The organism is Brevundimonas sp. SS2672, assembly GCF_059579685.1.
The window spans coordinates 24,283-41,676 of sequence record NZ_CM184201.1; the positions used below are offsets into that span (position 1 = coordinate 24,283).

At 67.0% G+C, this 17,394-nt stretch carries 19 protein-coding genes and 1 pseudogene; 11 read left to right on the forward strand and 9 right to left on the reverse strand.

The window, feature by feature from the left end:
• Positions 1-32 precede the first annotated feature (32 nt).
• From AC52GN_RS00145 to AC52GN_RS00160, 4 genes are all read right to left on the reverse strand, one after another.
• Positions 33-530 (reverse strand): YciE/YciF ferroxidase family protein, encoded by a 498-nt coding sequence (locus AC52GN_RS00145; protein WP_496527796.1) that lies wholly within the window; start codon positions 528-530, stop codon positions 33-35.
• 176 nt (positions 531-706) lie between these two features.
• Positions 707-1,297: a DUF4142 domain-containing protein gene (locus AC52GN_RS00150; protein ID WP_496527797.1), complete on the reverse strand. Its 591-nt coding sequence runs from the start codon at positions 1,295-1,297 to the stop codon at positions 707-709.
• 22 nt (positions 1,298-1,319) lie between these two features.
• Positions 1,320-1,559, reverse strand: a complete 240-nt coding sequence (locus AC52GN_RS00155; RefSeq protein ID WP_291783675.1) for a hypothetical protein — start codon at positions 1,557-1,559, stop codon at positions 1,320-1,322.
• 126 nt (positions 1,560-1,685) lie between these two features.
• On the reverse strand, positions 1,686-1,880 hold the full coding sequence (locus AC52GN_RS00160) for a hypothetical protein (protein ID WP_453990225.1): 195 nt from the start codon (positions 1,878-1,880) through the stop codon (positions 1,686-1,688).
• A gap of 223 nt (positions 1,881-2,103) precedes the next feature.
• Here AC52GN_RS00160 and AC52GN_RS00165 point away from each other — a divergent pair, with 223 nt between their 5' ends.
• Positions 2,104-2,997 (forward strand): SDR family oxidoreductase, encoded by an 894-nt coding sequence (locus tag AC52GN_RS00165; RefSeq protein WP_496527798.1) that lies wholly within the window; start codon positions 2,104-2,106, stop codon positions 2,995-2,997.
• Positions 2,998-3,003: 6 nt separating this feature from the next.
• Here the strand turns inward: AC52GN_RS00165 and AC52GN_RS00170 are convergent, their stop codons facing one another.
• Both AC52GN_RS00170 and AC52GN_RS00175 read right to left on the reverse strand, forming a co-directional pair.
• On the reverse strand, positions 3,004-3,795 hold the full coding sequence (locus AC52GN_RS00170; RefSeq protein ID WP_496527799.1) for a metallophosphoesterase family protein: 792 nt from the start codon (positions 3,793-3,795) through the stop codon (positions 3,004-3,006).
• Positions 3,779-4,441 carry a hypothetical protein gene (locus AC52GN_RS00175; RefSeq protein ID WP_496527800.1) on the reverse strand — a complete coding sequence of 221 codons (663 nt, stop codon included), beginning with the start codon at positions 4,439-4,441 and terminating at the stop codon, positions 3,779-3,781. The genes AC52GN_RS00170 and AC52GN_RS00175 overlap by 17 nt, the downstream gene beginning before the upstream one ends.
• A 265-nt stretch (positions 4,442-4,706) precedes the next feature.
• On the opposite strand from AC52GN_RS00175, the gene AC52GN_RS00180 reads away from it, so the two are divergent.
• Genes AC52GN_RS00180 through AC52GN_RS00190 form a run of 3 tightly spaced genes read left to right on the forward strand, consistent with a single transcriptional unit; the run spans position 4,707 to position 7,508 of the window.
• Complete coding sequence (locus tag AC52GN_RS00180) at positions 4,707-6,029, forward strand: erythromycin esterase family protein (protein WP_496527801.1); 1,323 nt, start codon at positions 4,707-4,709, stop codon at positions 6,027-6,029.
• A gap of 43 nt (positions 6,030-6,072) precedes the next feature.
• On the forward strand, positions 6,073-6,795 hold the full coding sequence (locus AC52GN_RS00185) for a cytochrome c oxidase assembly protein (protein WP_496527802.1): 723 nt from the start codon (positions 6,073-6,075) through the stop codon (positions 6,793-6,795).
• Entirely contained in the window at positions 6,792-7,508 is a 717-nt protein-coding gene (locus AC52GN_RS00190; RefSeq protein WP_496527803.1) for a cytochrome b, read from the forward strand. Before AC52GN_RS00185 ends, AC52GN_RS00190 begins: the two co-directional genes overlap by 4 nt.
• On the opposite strand, the gene AC52GN_RS00195 is transcribed toward AC52GN_RS00190, so the two are convergent.
• Together AC52GN_RS00195 and AC52GN_RS00200 are read right to left on the reverse strand one after the other, a co-directional pair.
• Positions 7,505-7,951, reverse strand: a complete 447-nt coding sequence (locus tag AC52GN_RS00195) for a DUF305 domain-containing protein (protein ID WP_496527804.1) — start codon at positions 7,949-7,951, stop codon at positions 7,505-7,507. The genes AC52GN_RS00190 and AC52GN_RS00195 overlap by 4 nt on opposite strands.
• A 73-nt stretch (positions 7,952-8,024) precedes the next feature.
• Entirely contained in the window at positions 8,025-8,765 is a 741-nt protein-coding gene (locus tag AC52GN_RS00200) for a c-type cytochrome (protein WP_496527805.1), read from the reverse strand.
• A 134-nt stretch (positions 8,766-8,899) separates the two neighbouring features.
• On the opposite strand from AC52GN_RS00200, the gene AC52GN_RS00205 reads away from it, so the two are divergent.
• The 7 genes and pseudogenes from AC52GN_RS00205 to AC52GN_RS00235 all read left to right on the forward strand — a co-directional run bounded on the left by AC52GN_RS00205 (position 8,900) and on the right by AC52GN_RS00235 (position 15,751).
• Entirely contained in the window at positions 8,900-9,253 is a 354-nt protein-coding gene (locus AC52GN_RS00205; RefSeq protein WP_496527806.1) for a c-type cytochrome, read from the forward strand.
• On the forward strand, positions 9,243-10,193 hold the full coding sequence (gene coxB / locus AC52GN_RS00210; protein ID WP_496527807.1) for a cytochrome c oxidase subunit II: 951 nt from the start codon (positions 9,243-9,245) through the stop codon (positions 10,191-10,193). Before AC52GN_RS00205 ends, coxB begins: the two co-directional genes overlap by 11 nt.
• Positions 10,190-12,736 (forward strand): cbb3-type cytochrome c oxidase subunit I, encoded by a 2,547-nt coding sequence (locus AC52GN_RS00215; RefSeq protein ID WP_496527808.1) that lies wholly within the window; start codon positions 10,190-10,192, stop codon positions 12,734-12,736. The genes coxB and AC52GN_RS00215 overlap by 4 nt, the downstream gene beginning before the upstream one ends.
• On the forward strand, positions 12,733-13,029 hold the full coding sequence (locus tag AC52GN_RS00220; RefSeq protein WP_291783705.1) for a hypothetical protein: 297 nt from the start codon (positions 12,733-12,735) through the stop codon (positions 13,027-13,029). Before AC52GN_RS00215 ends, AC52GN_RS00220 begins: the two co-directional genes overlap by 4 nt.
• A gap of 54 nt (positions 13,030-13,083) precedes the next feature.
• Positions 13,084-14,325, forward strand: a complete 1,242-nt coding sequence (locus AC52GN_RS00225; RefSeq protein WP_496527809.1) for a putative DNA modification/repair radical SAM protein — start codon at positions 13,084-13,086, stop codon at positions 14,323-14,325.
• Between the two features lie 284 nt (positions 14,326-14,609).
• Positions 14,610-14,965 (forward strand): annotated as a pseudogene (locus AC52GN_RS00230) (TIGR03915 family putative DNA repair protein); the annotation flags it as partial.
• A gap of 111 nt (positions 14,966-15,076) precedes the next feature.
• Entirely contained in the window at positions 15,077-15,751 is a 675-nt protein-coding gene (locus tag AC52GN_RS00235; RefSeq protein WP_496528828.1) for a UdgX family uracil-DNA binding protein, read from the forward strand.
• A gap of 176 nt (positions 15,752-15,927) precedes the next feature.
• On the opposite strand, the gene AC52GN_RS00240 is transcribed toward AC52GN_RS00235, so the two are convergent.
• Positions 15,928-17,025: a flavodoxin family protein gene (locus AC52GN_RS00240; protein ID WP_496527810.1), complete on the reverse strand. Its 1,098-nt coding sequence runs from the start codon at positions 17,023-17,025 to the stop codon at positions 15,928-15,930.
• Between the last annotated feature and the right edge of the window lie 369 nt (positions 17,026-17,394).

Sequence of the window (17,394 nt, forward strand, 5' to 3'; positions counted from 1 at the left end):
CGCCGCCCACGAGGCGGCGGGGAGACCGGCCGTCAGGCGGGTTGCAGCGCCTCGGCGTTGACCGCGGAGTCGGCGATGGCCGTCAGGTCCTCGTCCGTCTGGCTTTCCTCCTGGAGGGTCTCGTCCAGCAGTTTGACGGCGTCCTTCAACCCCATCACCTGCGCCCATCGCTTCAGCGTGCCGTAGCGGGTGATCTCATAATGCTCGACCGCTTGGGCCGCGGCCAGCAGGCCCGCGTCCAGCGCCGCCGTATCCTTGTATTCCTCGGTGATCTCATCGCCCTCGGCCAGAATGCCTTCGATGGCGTCGCAGGTCTTGCCGCGGGCGGGCTTGCCGATGATCTCGAACACCTGCTGCAGGCGCTCGATCTGTACTTCCGTCTGCTCGCGATGTTTTTCGAAGGCCGCCTTAAGTTCAGGGGATTGAGCCGCGCGGGCCATCTTGGGCAGAGACTTCAGAATCTTGCGCTCGGCGTAATAGATGTCGCGCAGAGTGTCGTGAAACAGGGTCTGCAGCGTTTTCTCGACCATGGTTGTCTCCTCAAAACGAGTGGGAGCCTTCGAAGCGGGAGATGCGTCGCAGCGTTCCGGTGTGTCTGCATCCGGACAGACGCCTAGACCCGCCGATGAGGCGCGGAAGTCTGCCGACGCGTAGAAAAAAGGGGCGGACTGCGGCCCGCCCCTCTCGCTTCGCAACGGGGTTGGCGTCAGCCGCCCAGGCTGGACTGCAACTGCTTGGCGCGTTCCAGGTGGGCTTCGATCTTGGGCAGGACCGTGCGGGCGTGCTCGGCCAGGGCCGGGACGTCTGTCTTGTCCGAGAAACCGCGATGCAGGGTGACGGCCTCCTCGTGGGCGGCGACCTGTTGATCGATATAGGTCTTGTCGAAGTTCGCCGCCGTGGCCGAGCGCAGGTTATCGATAAGACCCTTGCGACGCTGATCCAGTTCGGTCGGCACGGCGGTGTCCGGCGCCGCCTGCGCGGCGGCGGTCTTCAGGGCGGCTGAGGCGGCCGTGTGATCGGTCTTGATCATCTGGGCCAATTCCTTGACCTGGGCGTTCTGCGACCGTTCCAGGGCGATATCGGCGGCCTGGATTTCGTACATGTCGCCCATGGAGGCGTTGGGAACATAGGCGCTGACCATATTGGCGCCCATGGTGGCGGCCGAGGTCTGGCCGACCGGCTCGGAAACGGCGTCCTGGGCCTTGTCGACGGCCTCGGAGCCCTGTTGCTGGTTGCAGGCCGCCAGGGTGAGAGCGGCGGCCGAGACGGCCATGACGGCCATGGTTTGTTTCATCATCAGTGTATCTCCTTGCGATGGATCAGGATTTGGCGGCCATGCCCGGCGTGTCGGGGGCCAGCTCTTCCGCCTGGGTCTTGGGCGGCGGGGCGTCGGCCTGCTGCAGCCCGTCGTCAGGCGTTTCTCGAATGGACAGGATGGCTTCGTGCGCCCGCATCAGGGGCGCGGCGGCGTCTGCGGCCTGCGCGTCCGTGGGCGAGGTCACGCGCAGGCGCCGCTGCGGGCCGCTGTCGCTGCCGACCACCACTTCATAGAAACGCATGACGGCCTCCCATGATGACGGCGGGGGGCGGGCGAGTGCGAAGTCGGTTCATTCTTTCCTCCCTGTGACAGGAGGTTAAGCGGTCAGGCGCGCCGCCGTTCCAAACGGCCAAGCCTGAACCCGCCGTTACATGGCGCGCTCCAGAGGCGCTTCCGTACCCGTCATGCGCGGATCCGGAACCTTGGTCTGGGTGCGCAGGAAGCCCGTCGCGGCCGTGGCCAGATACACGACGAACAACAGGGCCAGGATGGCGCCGACAATCATCATCAGCCGCCGCGGCTGTCGCAGGATCGGGGGCTTTTCCTTGTTTGCGAGGGGCAAGAGGAACTCCTTTCGTCGTGGGGGAGAAGGAAAAGGCGCGCGGCCCGTTCCATACGGCGCCGGTCGCTTCTCGATTTCCGGCCCGGTGATTCGAGGCCTTCTCGAGCCGAGTCGCCGTCACGCTGGTGAGGATGACGCGCGCCAGCGAGCCGAACCAAGCGGGGAACGCTCGCGCAGGGTGCGACTTAGGAAGGCACGCCTTCAGTCGTTCAGAGGAGCCGTCATGTCCGACCGCCTGACCATGCAGGATCCCCGCAATCAGTATCCGCGCCCGCCGTTTCCGCGTCAGCCTCAGCCTGCGCCGGGCCTGGTCGCCAGAATGGAGCCTCAGCCCGATCACGGGGAGGAGGCCTATCACGGCCACGGGCGATTGAAGGGGCGGCGCGCCCTGATCACCGGCGCCGATTCCGGCATCGGTCGCGCGGTGGCCATCGCCTACGCCCGCGAGGGCGCCGACGTGGCGATTTCCTATCTCCCTTCGGAGGAAGCCGACGCGCGAGAGGTGATCGCCCTGATCGAGGCGGAGGGCGTCAAGGCGCTGGCCCTGCCGGGGGACGTGCGCGACGAAGCGTGGAATGCGACCATGGTGGAGCGCGCGCTCGAGGCCTTCGGCGGCCTGGACATCCTGGTCGTCAACGCCGGCCGGCAGCAGTTCCGCGAGGACGTGGGTCAGGTCTCGACCGAGGATTTCGACGCCACGCTGAAGACCAATCTCTACGCCCTGCACTGGCTGTGTCAGGCGGCGACGCCGCACCTGCCGCCGGGCGCGGCGGTCATCACCACGGCTTCGATCCAGGCCTATGAGCCGTCGGACATCCTGCTGGACTACGCCACCACCAAGGGCGGGATCGTCACCTACACCAAAGCCTTGGCCAAGCAGTTGATCGAGAAGGGCGTGCGGGTGAACGCCGTGGCGCCGGGGCCCTTCTGGACAGTGCTGCAGCCCAGCGGCGGCCAGCCTCAGGAGAAGGTCGAGAAATTCGGCGCTCACAGCGCCTTCGGCCGTCCGGGCCAGCCGGTCGAGATCGCGCCGATCTACGTACTTCTGGCCTCGCAGGAGGCCAGCTTCGTCACGGGCGAGGTCTGGGGCGTCACCGGCGGCGCCGGGATCGCCTGACCCTTTTCAGACCTCGAAGACGCGATAGGGCGCATCGCCCAGCGTGCGCAGAACGGGCAGGGCGACGTTGTAGACCGGGACGCCGCGGGCGGTGCGGCCTTCCGGCGCGCCGCGATGAGCGTGGCCGTGCAGCACCAGCTTGACGTTCTCATAGCGATCGACGACCTCGGCCAGCCGCGACGAGCCGAGGAAGGCGTGAATCTCGGGCGGCTCGCCGATCACCGTATCCACCACGGGGGCATAGTGGAGCAGAACCACGCTCCGCTCGGTGCGGAGCGTTCGGATCGAATTCTCGATCAGGTTGGCGTCTTCGACCGCCTCACTGACGAAGGTCTTGATCGAGGCCTCGCCGAAGGAACTGAGCATGTAGCGGCCGAAACCGCCGACGAAGCCCTTGCCCCCGGCGAAGCCGACGCCGTCGATCTCATAGGCCTCGCCGGTCAGCATCCTGACCCCGGCCTCCGTCAGCATGCGGGTCACTTCCTGCGGCTGGCCGCACTCATGCTCGTGATTGCCCAGAACGCCGACCATGGGGATGCGGCAGGCGCGCAGGTCTTCCAGCAGGTTCTCCACTTCGACCGTCTTGCCGAAATTGACCAGGTCGCCGCACAGGCACAGCACGTCTGCGTCCTCATGCACCCGGTCGAACAGGTCGCGATAGGCGCGATGCGAGGTTTCGCCGACGTGCAAGTCGGCCACGGCGGCGACGCGCAGCTTGTTCTTCGGCCCGGACTCCATGCCCGGCTGGGGCGTCTGGCCTTCGGCGGGAGGCGCGGCGGTTTCAGGCGACGGGGTCATGGCGCTCCTCTAGGCCCTTGCCCACCACGTCGCCGAAGCCCCATTCGGAGATGTCGGCGATATAGTCGCGCGGGCTGAACAGACGGCCTCGGCAGACCTTAACGCGCGGCGGCGGCAGATCGACCTGGGCCTGCAGGCGACCGATCAACTCTGTCATCAGCCAGGCGGGCACCAGGCCGCGCTCGGTCGGATAGGCGAAGCGGAAGTTGAGCAGATGCGCCAGCAGCACCTCCCAATAGAGGTCCATCTGATCCAGCAGCGACTTCCAGTCGATGGCCTCGGCCTGCTTCAGGATGACGTGGTTCACATCTGCGCCGTCGTAGCGATAGCGGTCCTGGATGAAGGCCTTGGACAGGATCAGGGCGGTCGGCGGGGTGATCGTCACCTCATGCCCGTAGACGGTGATGCGGTCCGGCCCGAACCAGCTGTCGGACACGGCGATGGTGCCGTTCGACATGGCGAAGATCACGTCGAAGAAATGCTTGTCGTCCTTCCAAACCTTGGCGATCCAGCGTTCGTCCTCGACGTCGGTGCGATAGCCGCGCGCCTGGAAGAAGGCGAGGATCTCGAGGGTAGTCGCCGGGCTTGCAGAAGACGTCGAGATCCTTGGTTGGTCGACGGATTCCGGTATAGGCGGTAACCGCATAGGTGCCCGACAGCAGGAAGGGCACCCCGGAGTCCTTCAGCAGGCGCAAGGCCTCCTCATAGAAGGCCTGGGCTTCGGGCGGCGGTTCAAAGGCCGGGTCGGCGACCGTGTCGGACATGGGGTGCGGGTTCCTGAACAGGGCAGGGGAACGGCGCATATGGAAGCGGGGTTCCGCCGGGTCCTCGCAGGTCCGGCGCCGTCGCGCACGATTTCATCTCCCTGTTGTTCGCGCGGGCGCCCCGCCCTAGGAGGGGGAGCTTGACGGTTGGGAGGACAGGTCATTCTTACGCGGCGCGAAACATCCTTCGGGCTTCTGGCGGGTCTGGGCTCGCTGACCTTGCCTTCGCGAGGGCAGGACGCCCTGGCGGCGCGATTGGCCCGGGACGCCATTCCCTTCGACGCCGTCTTTGATCCTGCCGAGGAAAGAACGCTCGCAGACGTCCTCGCCCGCATCATCGGCGATCGCGACATCGTCATGCTGGGGGAATCCAGTCATGGCGACGGGGCCTCCATCCGATTGAGGGGGCGGCTGGTCGAGCTTTTGCACAGGCGGTTCGGCTTTGATGTTCTGGCGTTCGAGGCGGACTTCTGGTCCGTCACCCGCGGGTGGGGCGACATCTCGCAACCTGAACAGATCCGCCCCTTCGCGCAGACCAACATCTATGACTTCTGGGGCAGGGCGCCCGCCGTCGATGGATTATGGGCCTATGTCGAGACCGTCTTCCGGGCCGGCGGGCGACTTGACGTCTGCGGCTTCGACTGTCGGCTGAAGGGCGCAAGCGCGCGCAGCGGCGTGGTCGATGTCCTGCGCCCCGTCGCGACGGCGGTCGGCCTGCCCGATGACGCGTTCGAGGCGTTCGTCCGAGGCTACGCCGCTCTTCAATCGGCGGAATTCGACGCCCCGCCGGAGCCGGCGGTGCAGGAGGCCTATTTCGCCGCACTCGCCCGCTCCGTGTCCCTGCTTCGTCGCGATGACGCCGCGCCGGGCGACGCCAGCGGACAGATTCTCGCCGAACTGGCCAGCCTTGACGCCTGGGCCCGGTTCGCCTGGCTGGGCCATTCCAGGGACGAAGCCATGGCGGCCAATCTCGGCTGGCTGATCCGTCATAGGTACCCGGGACGGAAGATCATCGTCTGGGCGCACAACAACCACATCCTCAAGGACTCCTCGGTCTATCTGGATGTTCGCGATAAAGGACCGGCCGCACAGATCGCCGCCATGAGCGACGCGCAGAAGACCGCCCTGGCCTACGTCGGCGGCGTGACCTCCCGCGCCTTTCCCGACAGGGTATGCGCGATTGCGACGACCCTTGGGCGCGGCCACGTCAGCGCTTTGTCGCACAAGGCGCTGGATGGATCCGAAATCGACTTCGGCGTGACCCGTCCAGTCCCGGCCCAGGAGGCGGATTCGCTTGAGGCGGCGCTGCTCGATCGCGGGAGCGGCGCAGCCGTGATCGACTTCAAAGGCTTGGCGCGGGGCGATTTCTTCCGGTCGCGCCTGCTCGACCTCAGCTTCTCCGCCGAGGCGCCCTATGGGCGAGGCTACGACGCCACGATTTATCTCCGGGACGGCGAAGGCCTGGCGTGATCCGGGTCGGTGAACCGTCGCTGCACGCAGGCGTTGGCCCAGGATGGTCGATGCCGTCTGGACACCTTATTGCGGGCCCGCGCCCGATCCGGCCGAGGCGCTGGGCCGCTGGAACGGCGACCCGGTTCTCTGGTCCGTTCTGACGGCTGCGACGGTCGCGGGGCTGGTTCTGCTGCGCGGGCCGGAAAAGGGGCGATACGCGGCGGCGGTGACCGTGCTGGCGATCGGCTTCATCTCGCCTCTGTGCGCGCTGAGTTCGGCCCTGTTCACCGCACGGACCCTGCATCATCTTTTGCTGGTGCTGGCGGCGGCGCCCTTGCTGGCCCTGTGTCTGCCTCGGTTGAATCGGCCGCGTCTGGCGGCGGCCACCGCGGTGCAGGCGGTGGTCTTCTGGGCCTGGCACGCGCCCGGACTCTACGCTCAGGCCCTGTCGCATGACGGGATCTATTGGCTGATGCAGATCAGCATCCTGGGGAGCGCCGTCTGGTTCTGGGCGGCGGTGCGAAGCGCCAGGGGCCATGCGGCCGTGGCCGCTCTGCTGGCGGCCATGCTGCTGATGGGGCTGCTGGGCGCCCTGATCGTGTTCGCGGGCCAGCCCCTGTACGCCCCGCATTTCGCCAGCACCCTGGCCTGGAACATGACGCCGCTGGAGGATCAGCAGGCGGCCGGGCTCATCATGTGGGCGCCGGCGGCGGCGGCCTACCTCCTGGTCGCACTGTGGCGGATTCACGGTCTGCTGAAGCCGGCGGGCGAGGCGGCGGCATGATCGACCGGCTGATCGCCCAGGCGCTGGAGTGGGCCGCCGGTCATCATGATGAGGGGCGCTATTCCCCCGTGGCCATCTGGTTTCACTGGATCATGGCGGGTCTGGTCGTATTCCAGCTGGGCTGGGGCTGGTGGATGGGGCGGCTGCCGGTCGGCGGCGAGAAGGTGGCGGCCTATGAAGTGCATTTCGCCGTCGGCGTGCTGATGCTGCTGCTAGTCATCGGTCGCCTGACCTGGCGGCTGGTCGCGCCGGACCTGATCAATGACGCGGACAAGCCGGGCTGGGAAAGCACCGCCGCCCACGTCACCCACTATGTCTTCTATCTTTGCCTGTTCGGCCTGCCGCTGTCGGGCTGGGCTATGATCTCGGCGACGGCGCGGGACACCCAGCTGGCGGCGGCGGGCTTCATCCCCTGGCCGCTGTTGCCGATGCAGGATCTGTCGAACCGTCAGCTCTGGGCGGTCGAGGCGACGGCCGAGTGGATGCACTGGGGTCTGGTCCTGACCCTTCTGCTGATGATCCCGATCCATGCGTGGGCGGCGCTCAAGCACCATCTGATCGATCGGGACGACGTGTTTCACGCGATGCTGCCGGTGGTCTCGCAACTGAGGCCCAGACGCACACGCTGGCAGAGGCGATGGCGCGCGCTGGAGAAAAGGGTATTGGCGACCGTCCGGCGGCTGCGGCGCGGCCGCGTGCGCACGCAGGCTTAGAGCCGGTCCAGGATCGCCTGCATCTGGGCGATCTCCCGCTCCTGAGCCACGATGATTTCATCGCACAGCGCGATCAGTTCGGGGTCGTTCAGCTTGGCTTTTCCACACATCAGGATCGCCCCGGAGTGATGGGGGATCATGCCGCGGATCAGCTCCTGATCGTTGATAGCCGCTTGGGTGCGCATCGCGTAAAAGCTGGCGGCGAAGACGATGGCGGCGACTCCGATGACGATCCAGTTGGCGCGCTTGTTCTGGAACATCGAACGCATCGACAGCAGCATGACCACGGCCATCGGGGCGACCATCATCAGCGTCATGTAGACGTTGTTCAGGTTGAAGCGGAAATGATCGAGCGTCGCAATCATGGTGAACATCACCAGATACATGATGACGAAATCGATCAGCAGTTCGATCGCTAGCTTGCGATAGCTGTGGCCGTGCATCGTGGGCCTCCATCGGGTTGCTTTAGCCGTGAGACAACCAATCGCTGGGTACGCAGCCCGTTCCCTGCGAGGCTCAGCCGCCGTCGGAGCGGGCGGGGCGGCGGGTCTCGCGCGACGCGGCCGGGCGCGCCGCAGCGGCGACCGAGGCGGCACGAGCGAGGGAAGCTTCGGCGCGGGCCGAGGAGGGCGATTGGGTCGACAGCCAGCGGGCGATGGCCTGAGCTTCTGCTTCCGTCAGGCGTTGGACGGCGGCGGCCATGACGCCGCGGGGGTCGTTGCGCCGCCGGCCGGACTTCCAGCGGTCGATCTGCTCCAGAGTATAGGCGGCGGGCTGCCGGGCGACGATCGGCTGACCCGCGCCAGCGCCCTGGCCTTCAGTTCCATGGCAGGCGGCGCAGGCGGTGATCCCTCGTGCTGTGTCGCCGGTCAGCCAGATCGACGGCGGAGCGGCGGCTGACGCACCGGCGGGCGGAGCGGGCAGCCCGGCGTACCAGGCCGCCACGATGCGGCGGGCGTCGGGGTCAAGGCCGCGCGCCACGCGAGTCATGACGTCGTCGGGACGCAGGCCGCTAGCGTAATCCTCCATCTGCTTCTGCAGATAGCCCTGGTCCAGACCCGCCAGGCGCGGCGAGGAAACGCCGTCGCCGTCGCCTTTCAGGCCGTGACACGTGAAGCAGGCGTTGCCCGCGCCGCCCGCGCCGCCGCTCATGGCGATGATCTCGCCGGACGCCTGAAAGGCGCGATCGGTCTCGCCCGGCGTCGTATCGCAGGCGGCGAGGGTCAGTCCCAGAAAAGCGATAGGCAGGGCGCGCACCCCGATCCAACACCGGTCTCGCGGCGCCGGTTCCGCCTCGGAACCCCCGGCCGCCCGATGGATTGGTTCTGGCGAAGCTGAAAGGGGCCGGATGCCGTCATGTCGCGACGATGGGGAAGATAGGGGCGGCGGTCTTGGCCGTCGGCCTGTTGGGCCTGGCCGCCTGCGCGGACAAGACCGGCGCGCCGCGCGACCTGGCGGGCGCCGATCCGGCCGAAGGGTTGCGCCTTGTCCGGACGCAGGGCTGCGGCGCCTGCCACGCCATTCCCGGCGTGGCCTGGCCCCAGGGGCGGACCGGCGGATCGCTGGCGGGCGTCGGGGCGCGGACGATGATCGCAGGGCGCCTGCCGAACCAGCCTGCGATCATGGCCGCCTTCGTGCGCGACGCGCCGTCGCTGCTGCCCGACACCGGCATGCCGCCCATGCCCCTGAGCGAAGCCGAAGCCCGCGACATAGCGGCCTACCTCTATACGCTCGATGACGACTGAGACGCCGGACATGCTGGGCGGCTGGCCGCCGCCGGTTCTGGACCCTGCAGGGCCGTTCGCCGGGCCGGTGACGGTCGTCGCCTGGGTGCTGTTCGTCATGGGCGCGGTCGTGCTGGCCGTCGTCCTGATCGCACTGGGCGTCGCCCTGTTCGGGCCGAGGAAGTGGAAACGTCGAGCGGGCGGCGAGCGGCTGGTCTGGATCGGCGGCCTGGCCTTTCCGGTGGTCGTGTTGACGGGGTTGCTGATCTACGGCCTCAGCGTCACCGCGCGCGTGTCGGATGCGCCGCGCGACGGCGAGATGCGCGTGCGCGTCACCGGCGAGATGTGGTGGTGGCGCGTGGCCTATCTGGACGGCCAGGGCCGCGAAACGGTCCAGGACGCCAATGAGGTTCACATCCCCGTCGGCCGCCCGGTGGTGGTCGAACTGGAGAGCGCCGACGTCATCCACAGCCTGTGGGTGCCGCGCCTGGGCGGCAAGACGGACATGATCCCGGGCCGCCGCAACTTCATGCGCCTGCAGGCTGACAAACCGGGCGTCTATGCGGGACAGTGCGCCGAATATTGCGGCGGACCCCACGCCCTGATGGGCTTCGTCGTCGTCGCCCATGCCGAGGCCGACTTCGAGGCCTGGCGGGCCAGGCAGGCCGCGCCCGCCGCGGCGTCCGCCCTTCCGGGCGCGGCGGTGTTCGGCGCCTCGGGCTGCGGCGCCTGCCATACCATACGCGGAACGGAGGCCAACGGCCTGGCCGGGCCGGACCTGACCCACGTCGGTTCGCGCCAGACGCTGGGCGCGGGCATCCTGCCCAACAATCAGGGCACGATGGCGGGGTGGATCGCCGACAGCCAAGGGATCAAGCCGGGCAACCGCATGCCGTCCTATCCGGTGCTGACCGGGCGCGAGCTGCGCGACCTGGCCGCCTATCTGGACAGTCTGAAATGACGTCGGAAACCGGCTTCGACGTCCGCAAATACGATCGCTTTCCCACCGAGGAGCCGCGTCCGGACGGCGAGCTGGAGCAGCTGGAAGCCGCCTGGTGCGGTCCGCGCCGTCCCGGCGAGTGGATCACGGCGATCAACAACAATATCATCGGCGTCTATTACGTCGGCGCGGCCATGCTGTTCTTCGTGCTTGCGGGGGGGCTGGCGCTGCTGATGCGCACCCAGCTGGCCCTGCCGATGACGGGCTTCCTGCCGCAGGATACCTACAACCAGATCTTCACCATGCACGGCACGGTGATGATGTTCCTGTTCGCCGTGCCGGCGGTCGAGGCGCTGGGCGTGCTGCTGCTGCCGCAGATGCTGGGGGCGCGCGACCTGCCGTTCCCGCGCCTGGGCGCCTACGCTTTCTGGGCCTATCTGATCGGGGGCCTGGCCTTCTTCTGCTCCCTTTTCTTCGGCCTCGCCCCGGACGGCGGGTGGTTCATGTATCCGCCGCTGACCGGCATGACCTATTCGCCGGGGATCAACGCCGACTTCTGGCTGCTGGGCATCGGCTTTATCGAGATCTCGGCCATCGCCGGAGCGATCGAGATCATCGTCGGGGTGCTGAAGACGCGCGCGCCCGGCATGACGCTGGACAAGCTGCCGGTCTTCGCCTGGGCCATGCTGATCTTCGCCTGCATGATCATCATCGCCTTTCCCTCGGTGATCCTGGCGACCTTGCTGCTGGAGCTGGAGAGAGCGCTGGGCTGGCCCTTCTTCGACCCGCTGAAGGGCGGCGATCCCATGCTGTGGCAGCACCTGTTCTGGTTCTTCGGCCACCCGGAGGTCTACATCATCTTCCTGCCGGCGGCGGGGGCCATGTCGACCATCATCCCCGCCATGGCGCGGACCAAACTGGTCGGCCATCCCCTGGTGGTCATGGCCATGCTGGCGACCGGCTTCATCAGCTTCGGCGTGTGGGCGCACCACATGTTCACCACCGGCATGCCGCAGATCAGCATCAACTACTTCAGCGCCGCCTCCATGGCGGTCAGCGTGCCTGCCGGGGTGCAGGTCTTCGCCTGGATCGCCACCATAGCGGCCGGAAAGATGCGCTTCACCACGCCCGGCCTGTTCGCCGTGGGCGGCCTGGTCATCTTCGTCATGGGCGGGCTGACCGGGGTCATGGTCGCCATGGTGCCCTTCGACTGGCAGGCCCACGACAGCTACTTCATCGTCGCCCACCTGCACTACGTCCTGATCGGCGGCATGGTCTTTCCCATGTTCGCGGCCATCTACTACTGGCTGCCCATGTCCAGCGTCCGGCCGCTGAGCGAGCGCATGGGTAAATGGATATTCTGGCTGATGTTCGCCGGACACAACATCGCCTTCCTGCCCATGCACCTGACGGGGCTGATGGGGATGCCGCGCCGGGTCTACACCTATCTGCCGGGACGCGGCTGGGACCTGCCCAACTTCATCTCGACCATAGGGGCCTTCCTGTTCGGGCTGGCGGTCCTGCTCTGGGTCATCGACATGATCCGCAACTTCCGCCCCTTCGGCCCGCGCGAGGCGGGCAACATCCACGACGGCCCCGGTCTGGAATGGCTGCCCAGCGGCTATTATTCCGTGCGCTCCGTCCCGGTGGTGAAGAGCCTCTATCCGCTCTGGGAGCAGAAGGGGTTGGCGAAGGAGGTGCAGGAGGGGCGCTGGTTTTTGCCCGGCGCGGCGGGAGGCGAGCGCCAGACCCTGGTCACCAGCCCCCTTAACGCGGAGCCGGAGTATGTCTTGCGCCTCCCGCGCCCGTCCCCTTGGCACGTTTTCGGCGCGGTCTTCACCGCCGGTTTCTTCCTGATCATGACCATCCAGGCCTATGCCGCCGCGGTGATCAGCGGGGTGCTGGCGATCTACTGCATCATGCGCTGGTGCTGGTTCCTGGATGCGCCCTACAGTCGCAAGACCACGGACATCGGGGCGGGCGTCCGCATGCCCAACTATGTTTCGGGGCCGTCCAGTCATGGCTGGTGGGCCATGGTGATCGTGCTGATCGTCGGCGGCATGGTCTGCCTGCTGGCGGGCTTCTCCTATGTCTTCCTGTGGAGCCGACGGCCGGATCTGTGGCAGGCGCCGCCGGAGACGGCGTCGATGACGCTGCACCTCGGCGTCCTGGCCCTGGCGGGGCTGTGCGCGGCAGCCGCGCCGCGCGTGTTGCGCCGGGCGAGGAGGGGAGCGGAGACGCTCGCCACGGCTCTCCTGCTCATCAGCGCCATCGGCGCCGCGACGGCGACAGGGTTGGAGCTTCGGGCTTGGCGGTCCGCTGGCTTGAAGCCGGACGCTACCAGTCAGGGCGCCGCTGTCTTCGCTCTTCTGGGCTGGGCGGGGACTTTCGCGGGGATCGGGGCCTTGATGGGACTCTATATCCTGTTGCGTCGAACGTTTGGACGGGTGTCGGCCGACCGGCCCTCCACGGTCGATCTGATCGGCCTCTTCATGGCTTATACGGCGGGGCAGGCGGCGATGGTCGTGCTGCTGATCCGGCTGTTTCCGGGCGGCGGATCGTGACGCGCTGGCTGGCCATGACGGCGGGCCTGCTGATCTGGGCCGCGCACTTTCTCGGTCTCTATCTGCTGGCCAGCGCCGCAGACGTCTGGTCGTCGACCGAGGCGGCCGCTGGGCGCTGGATAGGGCTGGGCTTCAGCCTTCTGTGTTTGGCGCTGATCGCCGTCGTGGCTGTCGTCATGGCGCGGCGTCCTCTCCCCGATGGGCCGGGTCTGTGGGAGCGACGCGTGGCTCTGACTGGCGCGCTTGTCGCCGCCGTTGGGGTGACGTGGCAGACGACGCCGCTGGCGTTCTGAAAAATCTATCCGGGCGTACTGGATCGCCGATAGATTGGAACATATCATGAACATATGGCGCGGATTGATCTGAAACGAAAGCTGGCGGTTCTGGCGGATGCGGCGAAGTATGACGCTTCATGCGCCTCATCGGGTTCGACCAAGCGGGATTCCCTGAGCGGTCGGGGGATCGGCTCGACCGAGGGGATGGGCATCTGCCACGCCTATACGCCGGATGGACGGTGCGTCAGCCTGCTGAAGATACTGCTGACCAACTTCTGCATCTATGACTGCGCCTACTGCATCAACCGGGTGTCGTCGAACGTCGAGCGGGCGCGCTTCACGGTGCAGGAGGTCGTGGATCTGACCCTGGCCTTCTACAAGCGCAACTACATCGAGGGGTTGTTCCTGTCGTCGGGCGTGATCCGCAACGGCGACTACACCATGGAGGAACTGGTCGAGGTCGCGCGACGCCTGCGCGAGGAGCACGACTTTCGTGGCTACATCCACCTGAAGTTGATTCCTGAGGCGGATGCACGGCTGGTGGAATTGGCAGGCCTCTATGCGGATCGCCTGTCGGCCAATATCGAACTGCCTCGCGATGAGGCTCTGGGCCGTCTCGCCCCGGAAAAGGACGCTAGGACGATCCGAAAGACCATGGGGCAGGTGCGGCTGAAGCTGGAAGCGGCGCAGCCGGAAAGGAGAGACCGCAAGCGGCCGCCCGCCTTCGCCCCTGCGGGTCAGTCGACGCAGCTGATCGTCGGCGCCGACGGCGCGCCGGACACGGAGATCATGGCCCGCAGCGCCTCGCTGTACGGCGGGTATGGTCTGCGCCGGGTCTATTATTCCGCCTTCAGCCCCATTCCCGACGGCTCCAGCCTGTTGCCGCCGACCAAGCCGCCCTTGATGCGCGAGCACAGGCTCTATCAGGCCGATTGGCTGATGCGGTTCTACGGCTTCACCGCGCCCGAGATCGGGGAGGGCGCGAACGGCGGCATGTTGGACTTGGACGTCGATCCCAAGCTGGCTTGGGCGCTGCGGCGACGCGAGGCTTTTCCTCTGGACGTCAACCGGGCTGCGAGAGAGAGTCTGCTGCGGGTGCCGGGCCTGGGCGTGAAGGCGGTCGACCGCATCCTGTCGGTGCGGCGGCATCGGACCTTGCGGCTCGAGGACATCGGGCGGCTGACCCGCTCCATCGAGGCGGTGCGGCCGTGGATCACGACGCTGGACTGGACGCCCGGCGGCCTGACCGACGCGGCGGACCTGCGCGCGCGTTTGGCGCCCCGCCGCAAGGCCGAGCAGTTGAGCCTGTTCTGATGCAGACCGCGGTTCTAGCCGACCCGCTGGATTTCGACGGCTGGCGCGAGGCGGCGCGGCGGTTGCGGCTGGCCGGCGTCGAGCCGGCGCGGGTGCAGTTCGTGGTGGGGCAGTCCTTCGGCGGCCTGTTCGACGAAGCTGCTGCTCTTCCCCGGGTTGATGGCGCGTTCAGCGTCCCGCGCACCTTCTGGGAAACGGCGACCCAGTTGATCCAGCATCGATCCGATGATCGCTTCGACCTGATGTATCGCCTGCTATGGCGCTTGAAGGATCAGCCGAACCTGATGGCCGTTCTGTCGGATCGTGACGTCGCCGAGGCGGCTGATCGGGTGAAGGCGGTGCGCCGCGCCGCTCACAAGATGAAGGCCTTCGTTCGTTTCCGACAGGCTGAAGACGAGACGGGCGAGCATTGGGGCGCCTGGTTCGAGCCGGCCCATCGCGTGTTGCCGGCGACGGCCCCTTCTTCGCGCGGCGGTTCAGCACCATGCGGTGGTCGATCCTGACGCCGGACGGGTCCGCCCATTGGAACGGCGAGGCCTTGACCTACGGGCCGCCCGCCGATCAGGCGCAGGCGCCCAGGGAAGACGCGATGGAGGAATTCTGGCGCACCTATTACGCCTCGACCTTCAATCCGGCGCGGCTGCGGCTCCAGGCCATGCGCTCGGAAATGCCCAAGCGCTACTGGAAAAACCTGCCCGAGGCGGCGCTGATCCCGGAACTGACCGCGGATGCGTCGGTTCGCACAGAAGCCATGGTGACCCAGCCCGCGCCTCGACCCAACGAACGGTTCCAGCGTGTTCGCGCGCCCGCGATTGATCGCGCCACGACCGATGATCTGGTTCCCGAGACTCTCGACGACCTGGCGCGCGGCGTTCAGGGCTGCCGCCGCTGTCCCTTGTGGCGGGACGCCACCCAGGGCGTCTGCGGCGAGGGGCCGGCGCGCGCCGGCCTGATGGTGGTCGGCGAACAGCCAGGCGATCAGGAAGACCTGGCCGGACGTCCCTTCGTCGGCCCGGCCGGACGCCTGCTGGACACCATGCTGGAGGCGGCGGGGCTGGATCGGCGCGACCTCTACCTCACCAATGCGGTCAAGCATTTCAAGCACGAGCCGCGCGGCAAGCGCCGTCTGCACAAGACGCCCAATGCGGGCGAGGTCCAAGCCTGCCGCTGGTGGCTTGATCATGAGCGGCGCCTGGTGAAGCCCCGGTTGATCCTGGCGCTGGGCGCGACGGCGGGTCTGGCGCTTCTGGGCCGAAAGCCCGCCGTGCAGGCGGAGCGCGGCCGGATCATCACTGCGGACGACGGCGCGCGGGTGCTGCTAACGGTTCATCCCGCCTATCTGCTGCGCCTGCCTGACCCAATGACGAGGGATAAAGAACGCGCCAGGTTCCTGGAGGACCTCGCGGTCGCGTCGGCTGAACTTTGAGATCTCAGGCGAGAAAGTTAAGTGTGAGGTATCGCCTAAATCCTGCTTCCGCACCCAAGCATCACTAAAACCCCCGTAGCCCTCGCTCCAGGGGTTTTTGCTTTTGGGGACCTGCCCAAGGGCTAGGAATGCTGAAGAAGGCGTATAGCCCGTTCCATGCGCCGCCAGGCGTGCCTCTATTTCTGGCGCGGAACTTCCAGGCCTTGCTCGGAGGCGTCTGAACCGCCGACGCGCTGGGCCTGAACAGCGCGAGCCAACTCTTCCGCCGCCATCCGGACCTCGTCCTGAACGGCCTGGTCGCGATCCAGCGCGTCATGGCTGGTCGCGTAGGGCTGCCAGTAGCCGATGTAGCGGTCGATCTCCGCGTCGGCGCCGGCCGACGACAGCTTCATCGAAACCAGCCAGTCGGACAGGGCGCGGCGCACGTTTTCGGCCCCCTCGACATCGCCATGGACGACCAGGGCGAAACGACGGCCCGCCAGGTGGCGGGGATAGGGCCACCCGGCCAGTTCCAGCGCCTTGGCCAGGGCGACCGTCTTGCCGTGGGTCGTGGTCGGATCCGGGTTGCCGCCGTCGGCGCACACCAGCCTGTCCATCATCAGTTTGAACGGGCTGGAGGCGTGATACCAGTTGACCGGAGTGACGATCAGGACGCCGTGCGCCCGCACCCACATCGGATAGATGTCGTTCATCCAGTCGTGAACCTGGCCCAGGCTGTAGTTGGGATAGCAGCTGCACGGCCAGTGGCAGAGCGCCGCCGCCGTGGAGAAGCAGGCCTTGCAGGGATGAATCTCCCGCCCGTACTCCGACGCCAGCCGCGACAGGTCGAGGACCTCGGTCTCCATGCCTGCGTGGCCCTCCACGACCTCCCGGGCGATCTGGACCAGGCGCCAGCTCTTGGACATCTCGCCGGGGCAGGTGTGCTCGGATCGGCTGGAGGCGTTGATGATCAGGATGCGCGCAGGGGCGGAAGCATCCTCGTGTCGGGCCTGGGCGGCGCGCACGGCCGCGTGGGCGTTCAGCCAGTCCAGCGCCAGCTCATAATCCGGCTCGGCGAAGCCGGGACCGGCGGGACGCGTCAGCGGCGATTTGCGCCCGCCGATGTAACCGTCCCAGGCCGCAGCGGCCAAGCGATCGATCTCGTCGCGCAGGGGATCGAAGACGGGGTCCGCGAACCGGCTGCGGAAGCGGGCTTCGAAGGTCGGCCAGTCCAGCTCGGGGCTGGGCATGCCCTTGCGAGGCGCCGGGGCGGCAGGCGCTTGGGGAATGGGCATGCGGCGTCTCCTGGGCTCGGGTTTGCCCGAAACGCTGCATCCGATCGCGACGTTCCGTCGGATCGCGGGGACGTCCGAGGCCGCCCTTCAATGGCTAAGGAGAAGGGCCACGCCCGACCGCCTCATGCAGAAACTCGTCATCGGTATCCGCGTGGGTAGTTTCTCGTGCCGGTCGTTACGAGACGCTAGCGTCGTGGCATGGTTTTAAGGAAACCACAGTCTGTTCGGTTGATTGTGGTGTGGGGGAGAGTGAAAATTTAAAAAAGCATAGATTTCGTTGAGTTGTTGCTTTGTGTTTCTGGAGCTTTGAATGGTTTGGTGTTGCAAGTTTGATCTGCGAGTGATTTTCATTTCCTAAAAATAAGATCC